Annotated in this window: 13 protein-coding genes; 5 read left to right on the plus strand and 8 right to left on the minus strand. The window is 61.8% G+C overall.

The genetic code is table 11. From position 1 onward, the window contains the following. Positions 1-40: 40 nt before the first annotated feature. Positions 41-2,029 (minus strand): alpha-1,4-glucan--maltose-1-phosphate maltosyltransferase, encoded by a 1,989-nt coding sequence (locus tag MF6394_RS27615; RefSeq protein WP_044273528.1) that lies wholly within the window; start codon positions 2,027-2,029, stop codon positions 41-43. A 204-nt stretch (positions 2,030-2,233) separates the two neighbouring features. On the opposite strand from MF6394_RS27615, the gene MF6394_RS27620 reads away from it, so the two are divergent. Continuing rightward, complete coding sequence (locus tag MF6394_RS27620; protein WP_032892035.1) at positions 2,234-2,422, plus strand: hypothetical protein; 189 nt, start codon at positions 2,234-2,236, stop codon at positions 2,420-2,422. 14 nt (positions 2,423-2,436) lie between these two features. Here MF6394_RS27620 and MF6394_RS27625 read toward each other — a convergent pair whose 3' ends face one another. Continuing rightward, positions 2,437-2,928 (minus strand): MgtC/SapB family protein, encoded by a 492-nt coding sequence (locus MF6394_RS27625; protein ID WP_044273527.1) that lies wholly within the window; start codon positions 2,926-2,928, stop codon positions 2,437-2,439. Positions 2,929-3,051: 123 nt separating this feature from the next. Here MF6394_RS27625 and MF6394_RS27630 point away from each other — a divergent pair, with 123 nt between their 5' ends. From MF6394_RS27630 to MF6394_RS27645, 4 genes are all read left to right on the plus strand, one after another. Beyond that, positions 3,052-3,291: a DUF3203 family protein gene (locus MF6394_RS27630; protein WP_044273526.1), complete on the plus strand. Its 240-nt coding sequence runs from the start codon at positions 3,052-3,054 to the stop codon at positions 3,289-3,291. A gap of 184 nt (positions 3,292-3,475) precedes the next feature. Next, positions 3,476-4,885, plus strand: coding sequence for a cytochrome c oxidase accessory protein CcoG (gene ccoG / locus MF6394_RS27635; RefSeq protein WP_044273525.1), 1,410 nt, complete (start codon positions 3,476-3,478; stop codon positions 4,883-4,885). 155 nt (positions 4,886-5,040) lie between these two features. Continuing rightward, positions 5,041-6,450 (plus strand): GntR family transcriptional regulator MpaR, encoded by a 1,410-nt coding sequence (mapR, locus tag MF6394_RS27640; protein ID WP_069557199.1) that lies wholly within the window; start codon positions 5,041-5,043, stop codon positions 6,448-6,450. 63 nt (positions 6,451-6,513) lie between these two features. Then, complete coding sequence (locus tag MF6394_RS27645; RefSeq protein WP_238597319.1) at positions 6,514-7,002, plus strand: hypothetical protein; 489 nt, start codon at positions 6,514-6,516, stop codon at positions 7,000-7,002. A gap of 12 nt (positions 7,003-7,014) precedes the next feature. Here MF6394_RS27645 and MF6394_RS27650 read toward each other — a convergent pair whose 3' ends face one another. The 6 genes from MF6394_RS27650 to MF6394_RS27675 all read right to left on the minus strand — a co-directional run bounded on the left by MF6394_RS27650 (position 7,015) and on the right by MF6394_RS27675 (position 19,302). Then, positions 7,015-7,761 carry an SDR family oxidoreductase gene (locus tag MF6394_RS27650; RefSeq protein ID WP_078467954.1) on the minus strand — a complete coding sequence of 249 codons (747 nt, stop codon included), beginning with the start codon at positions 7,759-7,761 and terminating at the stop codon, positions 7,015-7,017. A 54-nt stretch (positions 7,762-7,815) separates the two neighbouring features. Further along, positions 7,816-9,912, minus strand: coding sequence for a putative bifunctional diguanylate cyclase/phosphodiesterase (locus MF6394_RS27655; RefSeq protein ID WP_047710747.1), 2,097 nt, complete (start codon positions 9,910-9,912; stop codon positions 7,816-7,818). 351 nt (positions 9,913-10,263) lie between these two features. Continuing rightward, positions 10,264-11,805 (minus strand): efflux transporter outer membrane subunit, encoded by a 1,542-nt coding sequence (locus MF6394_RS27660; protein WP_078467955.1) that lies wholly within the window; start codon positions 11,803-11,805, stop codon positions 10,264-10,266. Then, complete coding sequence (locus MF6394_RS27665; protein ID WP_078467956.1) at positions 11,802-14,909, minus strand: efflux RND transporter permease subunit; 3,108 nt, start codon at positions 14,907-14,909, stop codon at positions 11,802-11,804. Before MF6394_RS27665 ends, MF6394_RS27660 begins: the two co-directional genes overlap by 4 nt. Beyond that, positions 14,906-18,007, minus strand: a complete 3,102-nt coding sequence (locus tag MF6394_RS27670) for an MdtB/MuxB family multidrug efflux RND transporter permease subunit (RefSeq protein WP_047710745.1) — start codon at positions 18,005-18,007, stop codon at positions 14,906-14,908. The genes MF6394_RS27665 and MF6394_RS27670 overlap by 4 nt, the downstream gene beginning before the upstream one ends. Then, positions 18,004-19,302, minus strand: a complete 1,299-nt coding sequence (locus MF6394_RS27675) for an MdtA/MuxA family multidrug efflux RND transporter periplasmic adaptor subunit (RefSeq protein WP_032892045.1) — start codon at positions 19,300-19,302, stop codon at positions 18,004-18,006. Before MF6394_RS27675 ends, MF6394_RS27670 begins: the two co-directional genes overlap by 4 nt. Between the last annotated feature and the right edge of the window lie 122 nt (positions 19,303-19,424).

Raw genomic sequence — 19,424 nt, forward strand, 5'->3', positions numbered from 1 at the left:
GCGAGCAAGCCCGCTCCCACCATTTCGATCCTCATCAGACTCAGGGTGTGCTGATGCGCCAGATGCCGAACGGCATCTGCGGTTCCAGCCGGGTCCATTGGGTCTTGCCGTACCAGGTCCAGCGGTGGCCGTTCATCAAGTCTTCGCCCTGGGTCTGGGCATCGTCGGGCAAGCCCATCTCCCACAGTGGCAATTCGAAGTGGGCTTCTTGGGCGTTGTGCGGATCGAGGTTGACGGCGACCAGAATGAAATTGCTGCCGTCTTCGCTGCGCTTGCCGAAATACAGGATGTTGTCGTTCCAGGCGTTGTAGAGCTTGAGCCCCAGGTGCGTGTGCAACGCCGGGTTCTGGCGGCGGATGCGGTTGAGCTGGGCGATCTCGGCGATGATGTTGCCGGGCGCGGTGAAGTCGCGGGGGCGTATCTCGTACTTCTCCGAGTCCAGGTATTCCTCTTTGCCCGGCACCGGCGCGGCTTCGCACAACTCAAAGCCTGAATACATCCCCCACAAGCCCGAGCCCATGGTGGCCAGCGCGGCACGGATCAGGAAGCCTGCGCGGCCGGATTCATGCAGGAAACCGGGGTTGATATCTGGCGTATTGACGAAGAAGTTCGGGCGGTAGCACTCACGCCAGGGCGACTGGTTCAGTTGGGTGAGGTACTCGCTCAGCTCAGCCTTGGTGTTACGCCAGGTGAAGTAGGTGTAGCTCTGGGAATAGCCGACCTTGCCCAGGCGCGCCATCATCGCCGGGGTGGTGAAGGCTTCGGCGAGGAAGATCACCTCCGGGTACTTGGCGCGCACGTCGCTGATCAGCCATTGCCAGAACGGCAGGGGCTTGGTGTGCGGGTTGTCGACGCGAAAGGTCTTCACGCCCTCTTGCACCCAGCCCACCACGATATCGCGCAGTTCGGTCCACAGGCTCGGGATGGCATCGGCCGCGTAGAAATCGACGTTGACGATGTCCTGGTATTTTTTCGGTGGGTTTTCCGCGTACTTGATCGTGCCGTCCGGGCGCCAGTTGAACCAACCCGGATGCTGCTTGAGCCAGGGGTGATCCTGGGAGCACTGGATCGCGAAGTCCAAGGCGATTTCCAGGCCGTGGTCGGCAGCGGCCTGGACCAACCGACGAAAATCATCGCGCGTGCCCAACTGCGGGTGGATCGCCTCGTGACCGCCCTCCTCACTCCCGATGGCATAGGGGCTGCCAGGATCATCGGGGCCGGCGGTGAGTGAATTGTTCTTGCCCTTGCGATGACTGCGGCCGATGGGGTGAATCGGCGGAAAGTACAGCACGTCAAAACCCATGTCATGGATCATCGGCAAGCGCGCGTGCACGTCGTTAAACGTGCCGTGCCGCGCCGGATCGTCGGTGATCGAGCGCGGAAACAGCTCGTACCAGCTGGCAAATTGTGCGGCCTCACGCTCCACGTCAATCGGGTACGCGGGGCTGACGCTCAAATAGGCACGATGGTCGGCCTGGGTCATCAGGTGTGCACTGTCTTCGTGCAGGAACAACGCCACCTGCTCGGTTTCCAGCAGGCCGGAGAGCTCATGGTGCAACAACATCAAGCGGTCGCGCAGTTCGTTGTCACTGCGTTCGGCGGCCTGCAACACCAGGCTGCGGCCCTCCTGCAACTCCAGGCTGACTGGCACGCCAGCTTCATGCTTCTTGCGCAGTTCGTAACAGAAGCTGGCAAAGGTGTCGATCCAGGCTTCGATGCAATACTCATGGCGGCCTTGGCGGGCGACGGTAAACGCGCCCTCCCAACCATTGTTGCCGATATCCAGCATGACCACGCTGTGCCAGCTTTCATCTCCCAGGGCGCGCCAGCGGATCAACACCGCCAGTTTATCGTGGCCATCGGCAAACACTTTGCTGGTCACATGGACCCGCTGGCCCACCACCGCCTTGACGGCAAACTCACCGTTGTCGATGACCGGCATGGTGCTTTCGATCGCGATCCTGGGTAACAGCAGCGCCTGGGACAGCGGCAGCACGGAGTCTTCTGGAACCAGTGTTTCAGCAGTCATCGAGCATCTTCCCCTTACGCCCTGTGGACGCTCTTGGCTTGATCCGAATTCAAAGGCGGCGGCGCTCTCCCCGAGCGTGGCCGTTTAAGGTCCGAGCCTGGGCGCGCAGCAAAAGTTCAGGTGGATATCCCGCCACTGGGCAGGGAATCAATTGCCCCAGGCCGCGGTCCACCGCTAGAGCAAAGCACAAAGGAGGCCACACCGATGAATATCCCGATCCCCCCTGAACCTGAAGATCCGAATATCGACAACCCGCCTCTGCCGCCCGGCGAACCGGCGCCCGTTCCGGAGAAAGAACCGCCAGAAAACGACCCACCGCCCGTGGAGGAGCCGCCGACCACTATGCCGCCGGTAATAGGGATCCAAGCCTGGCATTCGCCAAGCATCCAGTGATCCATGATGCGGCATCATTTTTCCAACATTTTGACGATTCTGGGCATGATGCTGAACACCGCCAGGGCCAGCAGGGTACTGAGTACCGCGGTCGATTCACGGCCCATGCCCGCCGCCACGCCAATGGCGGCGGTCATCCACAACCCGGCTGCCGTGGTCAGACCCTTCACATGCTGGCCCTCCTCGTCTTCCTTGCCCTTGAGGATGGTGCCGGCACCGAGGAAGCCAATGCCCGCAATCACCCCCTGAACCACACGGCTCATGGCATCTGCCTGGTTGCCGGACATTTGCGGCACCAGCACGAACAGCGCGGCGCCCAGTGCCACCAGCATATGGGTGCGCACCCCGGCCGCCTTGCCCTTGTGCTCACGTTCAAACCCCAGGATGCCGCCGAGGATCGCAGCGATCAGCAGGCGCACGGTCACTTGGGTGAGTTGCCTGGCATCGCCGATGTCCGCGAATTCGGCTTGCAGGGTTTGCCATACCACATGCCACCAGGCGTCCATGGATACACTCCTTTTTATTATGGGTAGATAAAGGGTGGACAGCGCAGACCGCCAGTCAGTTGCCTGGAACCTGCCTCCATAGGTGCCGCCTAAGGCTATATAGCCCATAGAAAGGAGATCGCCATGACCCTGCGCATCGACAACCATTTGTGCTACTTCAAGCTCGGCGTGGACGGCCAGGAGCAAAGCCTGCCAGCCACCCGCGTGAAGATCCTTACCGACAATGACAAAGCCATGTCCTATGTGGACCTGGCGGGCGAGCGGATCTATATCACTGAAGCGGAAGCCGACGCGCTGACGGTTGAAGGGGCCACGGATGGCCGTAACCATGTGAAGGCGCAAGAGCCTGGTTCGGTGATTTGATTGATCTGCATCATCGAATCCAATGAATCCCTGCACCCCTATGCCCTGGGGGTGCAGCACATTGACGCACAAGAACGCGCCAGGCCTATCTGATCCGGTTTTTATCGCTCCACCTGAGTCTGTTATGTAAACAGCCCGTCGCCCATAGTTCATCGGCCTGATGGAGGCTGATGAGCGAACGACCATGAGCGAACGAATCCCAACCGTGGAAACCTTTGAGCCCATTCACCCAAAGAAGGTGAAGGCCAAATCCAGCGACAACCTGATCCATACCCGCAGTTTTACCGGGCTGTTTCGCACCTTGCGCGTGGGCGGTGCCGGCCTGCTGTTCCTGGCTTTTTTCGGCACCGTGTGGCTGAACTGGGGTGGGCGCCAAGCCGTACTGTGGGACCTGGCCGAGAGCAAATTTCATATCTTTGGTGCGACGTTCTGGCCTCAGGACTTCATCCTGCTCTCGGCGCTGCTGATCATCTGCGCCTTCGGCCTCTTTGCAATCACGGTGTTCGCCGGCCGCGTCTGGTGCGGCTACACCTGCCCGCAAAGCTCGTTCACCTGGCTGTTCATGTGGTGTGAAAAGGTCACCGAGGGTGAACGCAACCAACGCATCAAGCTGCAAGCCGCGCCCTGGAGCCTGAACAAGCTGGCACGGCGCTCGGCCAAACACACGATGTGGCTGGGTATCAGTGTGTTGACCGGGCTGACGTTTGTGGGCTATTTCACCCCCATCCGCCCCTTGGCCGCCGAATTGCTGACGTGGCAGATGGGCGGTGTGAGCCTGTTCTGGGTGTTGTTTTTCACGGGCGCCACCTACCTCAATGCCGGTTGGCTGCGCGAAGCGGTGTGCATGCACATGTGCCCCTATGCACGGTTCCAGAGCGTGATGTTTGATAAAGACACCCTGACCATTTCCTACGACGCCGCCCGTGGCGAGCAGCGTGGCCCGCGTAAGCGTGACGTGCAGCCAGCCGAAGTTGGCCTGGGCGATTGCATCGACTGCCAACTGTGCGTGCAGGTATGCCCCACCGGCATCGACATCCGCGACGGCCTGCAAATGGAATGCATCGGCTGCGCGGCCTGCATCGACGCCTGTGATTCGATCATGGACAAAATGGGCTATGCCCGTGGCTTGGTCAGTTACACCAGTGAGCATCAATTGCAGGGGGGCAAGACTCACCTGCTGCGGCCACGCCTGATCGGCTACAGTGCCGTGCTGCTGGTGATGATCGCGGCGTTGGTGGTGGCCCTGATTGAACGGCCGATGGTGTCGCTGGATGTCACCAAGGACCGTGGTATGTTCCGCGAAAACAGCCAGGGCTTGATCGAGAACATCTACAGCCTCAAGGTGATCAACAAGACCCAGCAGCGCCAGGACTACCGCCTGGAACTGGTGGATGCCGAGGGCTTCCAGTTGCAAGGCAAGACCCAGGTCAGCCTGGCGCCCGGGGAAATTGTCGATGTACCGGTGTCGGTGGCGTTGCTGGCGGACACACCCGCCAGCAGTTCTCAAACTATCCGTTTTAAAGTGACGGATGTGGATGAGCCGTGGATTTATACCGCTGCCGACAGCCGCTTCGTTGCGCCCTTGAATCGCTGATATTTCATCAACAATAACGATCAAATGTGGGAGCTGGCTTGCCTGCGAAAGCGGTAGTGCAGTAACAGATGCAGTGACTGACACACCGCCTTCGCAGGCAAGCCAGCTCCCACAGTTCGCCCTGCGTACACATTCAAAAAGCAAATTAGGCCGCCATGAAACGCTACGAAAAATTCGCCGACGACATCGCAGAACTGATCCGCTCCGGCGTCCTCGGCCCCGGCCAGCGCGTGCCATCGGTGCGCTATGCCAGCCAGGCCTACGGCGTCAGCCCGTCCACCGTGTTCCAGGCCTATTACTTGCTGGAGCGTCGTGGCCTGATTCGCGCACGCCCCCGCTCTGGCTACTTCGTCAACACCCATGCGCCCAGCCCGTTTTCCGAACCGGTGGTGAGTGAGCAGGTGCATGAGTCCACCGATGTGGGCGTGAGCGAGCTGGTGTTCTCGGTACTGGACTCGATCAAAGACCCCAACACCGTACCCTTCGGTTCGGCCTTCCCCAGCCCCATGCTGTTCCCGCTGCCACGCCTGGCCCGCTCACTGGCCAGTGCCAGCCGCGAAATGGACCCACGCCTGGTGGTCACCGACATGTCGCCAGGCAACCCGCAACTGCGCCGCCAGATTGCCCTGCGCTATATGGTCGGCGGCCTGATGCTGCCGATGGAGGAGCTGCTGATCACCAACGGCGCCCTCGAAGCGCTCAACCTGTGCCTGCAGGCCGTGACCGAACCGGGCGACCTGGTCGCCATCGAAGCGCCGGCGTTCTACGCCTGCTTGCAAGTGCTTGAACGCTTGAAGCTCAAGGCCGTGGAGATTCCGGTGCATCCGCGTGACGGTATCGACCTGAGCGCCTTGGCCCAAAGCCTTGAGCGCTATCCGATCAAGGCCTGCTGGACCATGACCAGCTTCCAGAACCCCATGGGCGCCACGCTGCCTGAGGAGAAAAAACAGGCGCTGGTGGAACTGCTGCGCAGCCATCAAGTGCCGTTGATCGAAGATGACGTCTACGCCGAGCTGTATTACGGGCAACAAGCGCCGAAACCGGCCAAGGCCTTCGATACCGAAGGGTTGGTAATGCACTGTGGCTCCTTTGCCAAGAGCCTGGCGCCCGGTTACCGGGTGGGCTGGGTCGCCGCCGGGCGCTTCGCACAGAAGGTGGAGCGGCTGAAATTGATGACCTCACTGTGCCCGTCGATGCCGGCCCAGGCGGCGATTGCCGATTACCTGCAACACGGCGGCTATGACCGGCACCTGCGCAAACTGCGCTACGCCCTGGAAGAACAGCAAAGCGCCATGCTGGCGGCCATCGCCCGCTACTTCCCGGCACAGACGCGGGTCAGCCAACCTGCCGGAGGCTATTTTTTGTGGTTGGAATTGCCGGAGCAGACCGACTCGCTGAAATTGTTCCAGATGGCCCTGGCCCAGGGCATCAGCATTGCGCCGGGGCCAATCTTTTCCGCGACCCAGCGCTTCAGAAACTGCATACGCTTGAACTATGGCAGCCCGTGGAGCGAAGCCTCGGAGAAGGCCATGGAGACATTAGGGCGGATTGTGCGCTCGTTCTGAATGGAACCTACCGTCGCGTCTTAACGACTCAGAGGCCTCCACAGACCGAATAAAGAGACCTGCGTGATTACCTGGAAAAACTGCCCACTGCCAGCAAGTGCCCCCCTTAACCTGAAGCCTTTTCCCGTCCCTCACCACTACATGCGCTGGGCGGAACAACAGCAGATGCGTCAGATGAAAGGTCCGAGCGGGCGCCCTGCCGGTGATCATCGCTCGGCAGAGGCGATCATCGAGCACAGTAGCGTGACGAAAAACTTCCTCAAGGGCTGCGATTTCTATCAGGTCGTCGATGACCTCAAGCGACAGGTCGGCGACTGGACGCAAGCCAATCCAGACCCGCAGGCCAGAGCTGATGCGGCCTACGATCTGGATAAAGTGTTGCGTTTTCTCGATAACGTCGATGATCGAACCCTCACTGGCAGCGATAGCCGCAATGGCCATATCGAGGGTTTTTCCAACTGCGGCTATGGCGTGGTGAAGCACTCCGAAGCCGACCTGCTCCGGCAGTTCTCCTGGTACGGCTACGAGGTGCTGCGCACGCTGCGGACCTGATCGGCCAACGCCTTAACGGCCGCCGCCCAGGTCAATGAACGTTCCGGTGGAATACGACGCCTTGTCCGACAGTAACCAGATAATCGCCTCCGCCACTTCATCCGGGCGCCCGCCCCGCGCCATCGGGATTCCGGACTCCAGCTTGCTGACCCGGTCCGGGTCGCCGCTCAGGGCATGGAAGTCGGTAAAGATATAGCCAGGGCGTACCGCGTTGACACGGATACCCTCACCTGCGACCTCTTTCGATAAGCCGATAGTGAAGGTATCCAGCGCGCCCTTGGAGGCGGCGTAGTCGACATACTCGCCCGGCGAGCCCAGCCGCGCCGCCACCGACGACACGTTGACGATACTGCCGCCCTGCCCGCCATGCCGTGGCGACATGCGCAGCACCGCGTGCTTGGCACACAGAATCGGGCCCAACACATTGGTCTTGAGGATTTTGAGGATACGAAACTCGGACATCTCATCAACCCGTGACTTGTGCCCCACGGTGCCAGCGTTGTTGACCAGCGCAGTGACCCGCCCCAACTCCGCATCAACACGATTGAACAGGCCGATCACTTCATCCTCGATGCTGACATCGGCCCGCACGGCAATCGCCTGGGCCCCCAACGCACGCACCTGTTCAAGTACACGGTGGGCCGCGTCTTCATCCGCCTGGTAGTTGATGCAGATGCGATAGCCCTGGCGAGCCGCGAGCAATGCTGTCTGGGCGCCAATGCCACGGCCGCCCCCCGTGATGATGACGACTTTGTCCATGGCTGCGGCCTCCTGATTCAACCGGATGTTTAGGGTTGGATCCAAGAATACCTTTCACTTAATGCTTTTGTCAGGCGCTACCGGCTCTTCGGTGCGACGGATATTGGCCATAAAGCTGTCGGCTGGCAACGGGTGCCCCAACAAGAAACCTTGCAAGGCGTCACATCCCAGGCGGGTGAGGAAGTCCTGCTGCATATCGGTCTCCACGCCTTCAGCGACAATCCGCAGGCCCAGGGCCTGGCCGAGGGCCACGATGGCCGAGACGATGGCCGCGTCGTCGCTGTCGTGTTCCAGGTCACGCACAAAACCGCGGTCGATCTTCAACTCGTTGGCCGGCAGGCGCTTGAGGTACATCAGGCTGGAGTAACCGGTGCCGAAGTCATCGATGGACAGGTCCACGCCCATGTCCGAGAGCTGCTGCAACACCGTCATGCTCGCATCGGCATCGCTCATGGCGGTGGTCTCGGTGATTTCCAGCGTGAGGCTGTTGGCCGGCAAGTGGTGACGCTCCAGCGCCGCCGCTACGCTGTTGACCAGCCCGGCATGGCAGAACTGCAGCGCCGACAGGTTGACGGCGATGCGCCAGCTCTCATAGCCCTGGGCGTACCACAGGCGCATCTGGCGGCAGGCTTCATCGAGTACCCACTCACCGATGGGAATGATCAGCCCGGTTTTCTCCGCCAGTGCAATAAACGTAGCGGGCATCAGCAAGCCCTGTTGCGGATGCTCCCAGCGCAACAGCGCCTCGGCCCCCACGGCAACACCGCTGACGGCGTCGAACTTGGGTTGGTAATGCAAACGAAACTGCCCCTGCTCCAGGGCATTGCGCAGGTCTTGCAGCAATTGCAGCTGTTTGCGCGCGTTGGTGTTCATCGACACATCGAAGAAGCTATAGCCGTTCTTGCCCATGCCCTTGGCGTGATACATCGCCGCGTCGGCGTTCATCAGCAGTTCCTGGGGGTTATTACCGTTGCCCGGGAACATGGCGATACCGATGCTGGCCGAGATTTGCAGCTCATGGTCGGCCACCGTGAACGGGCGGTTGATCAGGCTCACCTGGCGCTCGGCCAAGCCCATGGCATCGTCGGGCTGGGTGAGCTGCACCAGCAACACGAACTCATCACCGCCGATGCGGGCCAGGGTGTCCTGGCTGCGCAAATCCTCGCGCAAGCGCAAGCCGACGTCGCGCAACAACTGGTCGCCCAGGTGATGGCCAAAGGCATCGTTGACTGGCTTGAAACCATCCAGGTCGATAAACATCAAGGCAAAGCAACCGCCCCGCTCGTTTACCGCCTGGATGCCTTGTTGAATGCGATCAGCCAGCAACGTGCGGTTAGGCAGGCCGGTGAGCATGTCATGCAGGGCCAGGTGGGTGAGTTCCTGGTTGGCCAGGGTCAGGGAATCGGTGAGCACGGCGGTGCGCGCTTCCAGGCGCGCATCCAGCACCGAGGTCAACAGCGCAATGACCAGCACCGCCAGCGAAGTGACCAAGACCAGGTTATCCAGGCCCTTGCCGCTCAGGCCGGTCAATGCGGCGCCGCAGAAGCTGCCATCGGCAAAGCGTGCCGCAGCCATCCCGGTGTAGTGCATCCCCACGATAGCCACGCCCATCACCACGGCGGCGCCACCCCGTGCCAGCCGTACATAAGGTGTGTTGCGCCGCAGGTTGAAGGCAATCCACAGCGCGGCGCCGGAAGCCACCACCGCGATCATCAACGAAGCGCCGAACAAGGTCGGGTCGTAATCAATCCCCGGCGTCATACGCATCGCGGCCATGCCGGTGTAATGCATGCTGGCGATACCGGCGCCCATCACCAGCGCGCCCAATGCCAGTTGCCAGGCCGGTAAGCGTGGCTGGCTGACCAGCCATAACGCAAACCCGCTGGATAGCACGGCGATCAACAGCGAGAACAGGGTAATGGCCACGTCAAAGCCCAAGGCAAACGGCAGGCGCAGGGCCAACATCCCGATAAAGTGCATGGACCAGATGCCGACCCCCATCGCCACTGCGCCACCCGTGATCCACAGGTAAACAGCCCGCCCCTTGGCCGTCGCGATACGCCCGGCCAGGTCCAACGCGGTGTAGGACGCCAGGATGGCCACGCACAGGGAAATCACGACAAGGGAGGTTGAATAGCTACCGATCAGCATGGCACGTCTCGCAGGCGACCGGCGCAAAAGCCCGTGCCGGGTGGCAAATGGGCGATTGTAGCGAGTATGAATCTCGGGTAGGTGATTAATTAACCCGTTGGCCATGACGCCGTTTCTGGCGTCAATCGGCTGGCTTCATCAGGGTGTTTTCAACATCAAAATGCGGGGCTTGCGCAAGTCCCCTGTGGGAGCGGGCTTGCCCGCGAAGGCGGTGTGTCAGTCACCCCATCTGCTACTGCACTAACGCTTTCGCAGGCAAGCCAGCTCCCACAGGGAACGGTGCTTAACTGGCTGACATTGGGGCAAGCCCACACGTTGGGTCTTGCTCCCACAGGATGCGCGGCGCACCGGTCACTCCTTTTCAGCCAGGGACGTCTGGCCGTCCCAGCCTCCGCCCAACGCGGCGATCAACTGCACACTGGCCACCAGGCGCGATTGCAGCAAGGTCAACACCGTACGCTCGTTACTCAGGGCCGTTGCCTGCACCGTGACCACGTCCAGGTAGGCAATCAACCCGGCCTTGTACTGGTTTTCGGTCAAGCGCAACGATTCACGCGCGGCTTCCAGCGCTTCATTGCTGACCACCGCCTCGTCGGCGAGCACCTTGAGCTGCACCATGTAGTTTTCCACCTCACGGAAACCGTCCAGCACGGTCTGGCGGTACTTGGCCACGGTCTCGTCGTAGCTGGCCACGCTGCGGTCGACTTCCGCCGAACGCTGGCCGCCATCGAACAAGGTCATCGCCAGTTTCGGCCCCACTGACCAGAAACGGTTCGGCAGGCTGATCCAGTCCTCGTACGTACTGCTGGAATAGCCGCCCTGCAGGCTCAGGCTGAGGTCCGGATAATAAGCCGCCTTGGCCACGCCGATATTGGCGTTGGCGGCGATGACCGAGCGCTCGGCCGAGGCGATATCGGGGCGGCGCTCCAGCAATTGGGACGGCAGGCTCACCGGTATCTGCGGCAGGGCCGGGATGTCGTTGCTCACAGCCAGATTGAAGTTAGCCGGCGCCTCGCCGATCAACACCGCAATGGCGTTTTCCAGCTGGGCGCGCTGCCAGATCAGGTCAATCAGGCTGGCCTGGGTGGTCTTGAGCTGGGTTTGCGCCTGGGCGATGGCGTCCTTGCCGGCCACACCGGCACGGTATTGGTTTTCGGTCATTTTCAACGAACGCTGGTAGGTGTCCAACGTGGCTTGCAGCAGGCGCGTCTGTTCGTCCATGACCCGCAATTGCAGGTAGCTTTGCACCAACTCCGACTGTTGGCTCAGGCGCATTGCGGCCAGGTCGGCCGAGCTTGCCTCGGCACTGGCTTCGTTGGCCTCCAGGCCACGGCGTAACTTGCCCCAGATATCCGCCTCCCAGCTCACACCCAACTGGGCATTGAGGGTGTCGCGAATCCCGCTGCTGGAACTGCTAAGGCTGGCACTGCTGCTGCCGGTGCCCTGGCTGGCGCGGGTTTTGCCAACGCTCAGGTCAACGCTGGGGTAAAACGCCCCGCGTGAGCTGCGCACCAATGCCTTTGCCTGACGAAAACGCGCTTCGGCCTGGGCGACGGTCTGGTTGGAGGCGTTGAGGCGTACCACCAGGTCGTTGAGTTGACGGTCACCGTACAGCTCCCACCAGGCGCCGCGGGCCAGGGAGTCGCTGGGGTTGGCCTGGCGCCAGCCCTGGGCCTCCTTGAACTGCACCGGCTCGATGACCTCCGGGCGGTTGTAGTCAGGGCCGATGGCGCAGGCGCTGAGCAACATAGCCAGTCCCACTGTAGGAGCGAGCTTGCTCGCGAAAGCCGTCAACGATAACGCGTTCATTCTGGATGAGCGCGGCGCATGGGCGTTCTTCGCGAGCAAGCTCGCTCCTACAGGGGTTGCAGGGGCGTTGGTGGGGTCGGTCATAGCGCAGTGTCCAGGGCAGCATCGGTACGCACGCCGCGCCAGGCATTGAAGCGGTGGCGCGCGCGGTCGAGGTAAAGGTAAACCACCGGGGTGGTGTAAAGGGTCAGGATCTGGCTGAACACCAGGCCGCCAATGATGGTCAGGCCCAACGGGTGACGCATTTCCGCGCCATCGCCGCTGCCGAGCAGCAACGGCAAGGCACCGAGGATCGCGGCCAGGGTAGTCATCAGGATCGGCCGCAGCCGCAAGAGGCAGGCGCTGCGGATCGACTCCAGCGGGCTCATGCCGTCGTTGCGCTCCAACTGCAGCGCGAGGTCGATCATCAGGATCGCGTTTTTCTTCACCACGCCGATCAACAGGAACAAACCCAGCAAGGAAATCAGGCTGAACTCGCCGCCTAGCAGGTAGATCGCCAACAACGCACCGACACCGGCCGACGGCAGCGTAGACAGGATGGTCAGCGGGTGAATGTAGCTTTCATACAAAATACCCAGCACCAGGTACACCGCCACCAGCGCGCCGAGAATCATGAACGGCTGGCCTTTCTGAGTCGCGGCGAACGCATCGGCGGTGCCGGCCATCTTGGCGATCACATCTTCGGGCAGCCCGACCTTGGCAATCGCACGCTCGATGGCCGCCGTGCCCTGCTCCACCGTGACGCCGGGCGCCATGTCAAAGGCGATATTCTCCGAAGCGAACTGGCCTTCATGGCTGACGCGGTCATCGGCCAGGCTGTTTTCATAATGAGCAATGGTCGACAACGGCACCCGTGCGCCGTCGGCGGTGATCACCTGCATCTGGTTGAGGGTGATCGGGTCCTGGGCGTATTTGGGATTGACCTCCATCACCACCTGGTACTGGTTGAGGCTGTCGTAGATGGTGGAAATCTGCCGCTGACTGTAGGCGTTGTTGAGCACCGCCGTGACCATATCCATGTCGATGCCCAGGCGCTTGGCCTGGTCGCGGTCGACAATCAACGTCACCTGGGCCGCGCCGCGGCCTTCGCGGGCGTCGATGGCAGTCAGCTCCGGCAACTCACGCATCGCCGCCACCACTTTCGGGTACCACAGGCGCAACGCGGCCAGGTCGCCGCTTTGCAGGATGTAGGAATATTGCGCGCTGGTCTGGTCGCGGCCGCCCCCGAACTGCAGGTCCTGGTCGGCCATGAGGAACAAGCGCCCGCCCGGCACCAGCGGCACCTCCTTGCGTAGGCGCTCGATCACTGCCTGGGCGGAGATGTTGCGTTCGCCAAGCGGCTTGAGGCGCACCAGCATCACCGCATTGTTAGTGCCTTGGTTGCCACCGATAAAGCCGGCCACGCTGAGCACCGCCGGGTCCTTGAGCACCGCCTGGCGAAAGATCTCCATCTTCGGCTGCATCACGCTGAACGACAGGCCATCGTCGCCGCGCACAAAACCGATCAACTGGCCGGTATCCTGCTGGGGCATGAAGGTTTTGGGCACCACCACGTACAGCGCGATATTCACGCCCACGGTGACCAACAGGCTGAGCAAGGTCAGGCGCCGATGGCGCAACACCCAATCCAGGCTGGTGGCGTAGCCGGCGACCATGCGGTCGTTGACCTTCTGGCTCCAGCGCTGCAAACCGGTCTGCCGCTCCTTCACATGCGGCTTTAGCCAACGGGCACAGAGCATGGGCGTCAGGGTCAGCGAGACAATCAGCGAGACGATGATCGCCGCCGACAAGGTGATGGAAAATTCACGGAACAGGTTGGTGACAATGCCGCCCATAAACAGGATGGACAAGAACACCGCCACCAGCGACACGTTCATCGACAGCAAGGTAAAGCCGACCTCCTGGGCGCCCAGGTAGGCGGCTTTCATCGGTGGCACGCCCTCGTCGATGTGCCGGGAAATGTTCTCCAGCACCACGATGGCATCGTCCACCACCAGCCCGGTGGCGAGGATCAGCGCCATCAGCGAGAAATTGTTCAACGAAAAGCCGTACAGGTACATCACCGCAAAGGTGCCCACCAGCGACACCGGCACCGCCAGGGTCGGGATCAGCGAAGCACGGAAGTTACCCAGGAACAGGTACACCACCAGGATCACCAGCCCCACGGCAATCAGCAGGGTCATTTCCGCCTCATGCAGGGTGGCGGTGATCACGGGTGAACGGTCCATGGCCAGGCTGAGCTTGACGCTGGACGGCAACACCGCCTGCAAGGCCGGCAACTGCGCCTTGATCTGCCGCACGGTTTCGATGATGTTGGCACCGGACTGGCGGTTGATCACCAGCAACACCGCCGAATCATTGTTGAAGAAGCCGCTGTTGTAGCGGTCTTCCACCCCATCGGTGATCTTCGCCACGTCTTTGAGACGCAGGGCCGCGCCATCCTGATAACGAATCAGCAGGGGTTCATAGTCCTTGGCTTTCTCCAACTGATCGTTGGCCTGGATCTGCCAGTTTCGCTCGCTGTCTTCCAGGGAGCCTTTGGGCCGGCGCTGGTTGGCGTTGGCGATGGTGTTGCGCACATCGTCCAGGGCGACGCCGTACTGATCGAGGGCCTTGGGTTCCAGTTCGATACGCACCGCCGGCAGCGAACTGCCGCCGATCTGCACTTCGCCCACGCCCGGCACCTGGGACAGGCTCTGGGACAGGATGGTCGAGGCCAGGTCGTACAACTGGCCCTTCTGCAACACGTCGGAGGTCAGCGACAGCACCATGATCGGCGCCTGGGACGGGTTGATCTTCTTGTAGGTGGGCATGCTGCGCATGCCGCTGGGCAGCAGGTTGCGCGACGCGTTGATGGCCGCCTGCACTTCCCGGGCCGCGCCGTTGATGTCGCGGTCGGAATCGAACGCCAGAATCACCCGGGTAGAGCCCTGGCTGGAGGAACTGCTCATGGTGGTGATACCGGCAATCGCGCCGAATGAGCGCTCCAGCGGCGTGGCCACCGTAGACGCCATCACCTCGGGGCTGGCACCGGGCAAGCTGGCCGACACCACGATCACCGGGAAGTCGATCTGCGGCAATGGCGACACCGGCAGCAAGTTGAAGCTGACGCCACCGAGCAGCATGATCGCCAGGCTCAGCAGCATAGTGGCTACCGGCCGGCGGATGAAAGGTCCGGACAGGTTCATGGCTCAACCGGCTCCAGGCGTTGCGGCTCTTTGCGCCAGCGCCGGCCAAGACGATCGAAGTACAGGTAGATCACCGGCGTGGTGAACAGCGTCAACACCTGGCTCACCAGCAAGCCACCGACCATCACCAGGCCCAGGGGCTGGCGCAGTTCGGCGCCGGAGCCGCTGGCGAGCATCAACGGCACGGCACCGAACAAGGCGGCCAGGGTGGTCATCAGGATCGGCCGGAAGCGCAGCAGCGCCGCCTGGTAGATCGCCGTCTGCGGGTCCAGGCCCTGGTTGCGTTCGGCGTCGAGGGCGAAGTCGATCATCATGATCGCGTTCTTTTTCACGATACCGATCAGCAGGATGATGCCGATGATCGCGATCATGCCCAGGTCATTGCCGCTGAGCAGCAACGCCAACAAGGCCCCCACTGCCGCCGATGGCAAGGTCGAGAGGATGGTGATCGGGTGGATATAGCTCTCATAGAGCACACCGAGCACGATGTACATGGTGACCACCGCCGCCAGGATCAACAGCAAAGTGCTCGACAACGAGGCTTCAAACGCCTGGGCCGCGCCCTGGAACTGGGTTTGCACGCCCACCGGCATGCCGATGTCCTTCTGGGTCTGGTTGATCAGCTCCACGCCTTTGCCCAGCGCCACGCCGGGCGCCAGGTTGAACGACATCATCACCGCCGGGAACTGACCGATATGGGCAATTGCCAACTGTGCCTGGCGCTGTTCCACATGGGCCAGGCTCGACAGGCGTACTTGGCCACCGTCGGTGGTCTTCACATGGATCTGGTTGAGGGCCGCCGGGCCGAGGGTTTCGCCGGACTGGGCCTGCAACACCACCCGGTACTGGCTGGCCTGGGTATAGATGGTGGAGATCTGGCGCTGGCCGAAGGCGTCATACAGCGCATCGGTGATGGTCGAGACGCTCACGCCCAGGCGCGAGGCCGCATCGCGATCAATCACCAGGTACACCTGCAAGCCTTTGTCCTGCAGGTCACTGGCCACGTCGGTGAGTTCCGGCAACTGGCTGAGGGCATGTACCAGCTTGCCGCTCCACAACGCCAGCAGTTCGGCGTCCGGCGAGGACATGCTGAACTGATACTGGGTACGGCTGACCCGGTCCTCGATAGTGAGGTCCTGCACCGGTTGCATGAACAAGCGGATGCCCACCAGCTTGTCGATCTGCGGTTGCAGGCGAGTGATCACCTGGGCTGCGCTCAAGTCGCGCTGGCCGTGGGCCTTGAGGTTGATCAGCAAGCGGCCGCTGTTGAGGGTGGCGTTATCGCCATCCACACCAATGTAGGACGACAGGCTCTCGACCGCAGGGTCGGCGAGGATGATCTTCGCCAGTTCCTGTTGGCGCTGGCTCATGGCCGCAAAAGAAATCGACTGCGGCGCCTCGGAAATGCCCTGGATCACCCCGGTGTCCTGAACCGGGAAAAAGCCCTTGGGCACCACCAGGTACAGCACCACCGTGAGCCCCAGGGTGGCGATCGCCACCAGCAACGTCAGCGGCTGGTGCTTGAGCACCCATTGCAGCTTGCGGCCGTAGGCTTCGATCAGCCAATCAATCCAGGCGCCGCTGGCCTTGTAGAAGCGGCCCTGCTCTTCTTCCTTGGGTTCGCGCTTGAGCAGACGCGCGCACATCATGGGCGTGAGGGTCAGGGACACCACCAGGGAAATCAGGATCGCCACGGCCAGGGTGATAGCAAATTCACGGAACAGCCGCCCGACCACATCAGCCATGAACAGCAGCGGGATCAACACCGCAATCAGCGACAAGGTCAGGGATATCAGGGTGAAACCAATCTGCTTGGCGCCCTTGAGCGCGGCCGCCATCGGCGTCTCGCCTTCCTCGATATAGCGCGAGATGTTCTCCAGCATCACGATGGCGTCGTCCACCACAAACCCGGTGGCGATGGTCAGGGCCATCAGCGTCAGGTTATTGATGGAGAATCCGGCCAGGTACATCACGCCAAAGGTGCCCACCAGGGACAGCGGCACCGCGATGGACGGAATGATCGTGGCGCTGACGCGGCGCAGGAACAGGAACGTCACCATTACCACCAGGGCAATGGCGATCAGAAGCTCGTGCTGTACGTCTTTGACCGAGGCGCGGATGGTCTGGGTACGGTCGGTGAGCACCGTCACGTCCAGGCCGGCCGGCAGGTTGTCGGTGATGCTGGGCAGCAGGGCCTTGATGCGGTCCACCACCTCGATCACGTTGGCACCCGGCTGGCGCTGGATATTGAGCAGCACAGCCTGGTTCTCGTTGGCCCAGGCGGCGAGGCGCTCGTTTTCGGCGCCGTCGACGATCTGCGCCACATCCTTGAGCCGCAGCGGCGCGCCATTGTTGTAGGCCAGGATCAGTTCGGCATATTGCTCGGGCGAGACCAACTGGTCGTTGGCGTCGAGCATCGACACGCGGGTGGGGCCGTCAAAGTTACCCTTGGGCTGGTTGACGTTGGAGGCGGCGATCAGGGCGCGCACGTCCGAGAGGTTCAAGCCATTGGCCGCCAGGGCCTCGGGGTTGACCTTGATGCGCACGGCCTGGCGCTGGCCACCGGCGATGCTGACCATGCCGACGCCGCTGATCTGCGCGATTTTCTGCGCCATGCGCGTATCGACCAAATCATTGAGTTTGGGCAGCAACATGGTCTTGGAGGTGATTGCCAGGGTCAGCACCGGGGTATCTGCCGGGTTGACCTTGTTGTACACCGGCGGCGCCGGCAAATCCTTGGGCAGCAGGTTGGTGGCGGCGTTGATCGCGGCCTGCACCTGTTGCTCGGCGACATCCATATTGATGTCGAGGTTGAAACGCAGGGTCAGCACCGAGGCACCGCCGGAGCTGGTGGACGCCATCTGCGTAAGCCCGGGCATTTGCCCGAACTGGCGCTCCAGCGGTGCGGTGACCGCGCTGGTCATCACATCGGGGCTGGCGCCGGGGTACAGGGTCATCACCCGGATGGTCGGGTAATCCACCTGTGGCAACGCCGACACCGGCAGCAGGCGGTACGCGATGATGCCGGCCAGGACAATGGCCAGCATGCTCAGCGTGGTGGCGACCGGGCGAAGGATGAACAGACGCGACAGGTTCATGAACCGACCTTTTGCGCCTTGCCGGCGTCAGCACCGGTCTCCCCTTTTGCTGCGGGCTTGCCTTGCAGGTGTTCGGTCGGGGTGGTCGGCACCTCGCTGCTGGCGTTGACCACTTCGATCTCGCTGCCGTCCTTGAGGCGGTCAGTACCTTCCAGTACCACGCGGTCGCCAGCGGCCAGGCCTTCCTTGATCACAGTGTTTTCGCCATCGGTGTCGCCCACCACCAGCGGCTGGACCTTGACCTTCTTGTCACCGTCGAGCTTGTAGACAAAGGTGCCATTGTTGCCGAACTGGATCGCCGCGGAGGGTGCCAGCACCACGTTCTTCAAGGTGTCGGCCAGCAGGTGCACATTGACGAACTGGTTGGGGAACAGCGCCTGGTCCTTGTTATCGAAACGCGCCTTGAATTTCAGCGTGCCGGTAGTCACATCAATCTGGTTGTCCAGGCTTTGCAGTACGCCGACCGCCTGTTTTTTCACGTCGCTACGGTCCCAGGCTTCCACGGGCAATTTGTTGCCGGCGTGGTAACGGGCCAACACGGTTTCCAGGGTATTTTCCGGCAGGGTGAAGGCCACGCTGATCGGCTGGGTCTGGGTGATCACCGCCAGGGCGGTGGTGTCGTTGGCGGCGACGAGGTTGCCGACGTCAAGCTGGCGCAAACCGACGCGGCCACTGATGGGCGCGCGGATCTTGGTGAATTCCAGGTTGAGCTTGGCGTCGTCCACCGCGCCCTGGTTGGTCTTGACCGTGCCCTGGTATTGCAAAACCAGCGCTTCGGCGGTGTCCAGGGTTTGCTTGGCGATACTGTCCTGGGCGTACAGATCGCGATAACGCTGTACATCAACCTGGGCGTTCTTCAACTGGGCCTGGTTCTGCAGCAAGGTGCCCTGGGCCTGGAGCAAAGCGTTCTGGTAGCTGCGTGGGTCGATTTCTGCCAGCAGGTCGCCGGCCTTGACCATCTGCCCTTCCTCGAAGGCGATCTTGACCAGCTCACCGCCCACCCGGCTGCGCACATTAATGGTGTTCAGCGCAGTGACCGTCCCCAGGGCCTTGTAGTACACCGGGAACTCCCCCAGCACCGCCGGTGCCACACGCACCGGTACCGGCCCGGTGGAACCACCGAAGCCCGGCCGCGCCATGCCGGTCTTGCCCGTGTGCCCCGCCGGAGCATCTTTATGGGCCGCGCCACTGGGCCAGAATTTCCAGCACAGGCCGGCGATAACCAGCAGCACGAGCAGGCCAAACAGCCAGCGGCGGGAGTTGCGGGAGGAGGATTGCATGGAGTGATCAACCATTGGGGGTGAGAGCTTCTTCTTCGGGAGGCTGAAAGATAAGCACTGGGGTGCGTTTAGAAAAGCACCTTTACCGGCTATTTACCTTAGGCTTACAACGTTTAACTTTTGATCTTAGTCCACCG

This window comes from Pseudomonas sp. MF6394 (genome assembly GCF_002018845.1).
Lineage (GTDB): Bacteria > Pseudomonadota > Gammaproteobacteria > Pseudomonadales > Pseudomonadaceae > Aquipseudomonas > Aquipseudomonas lactis.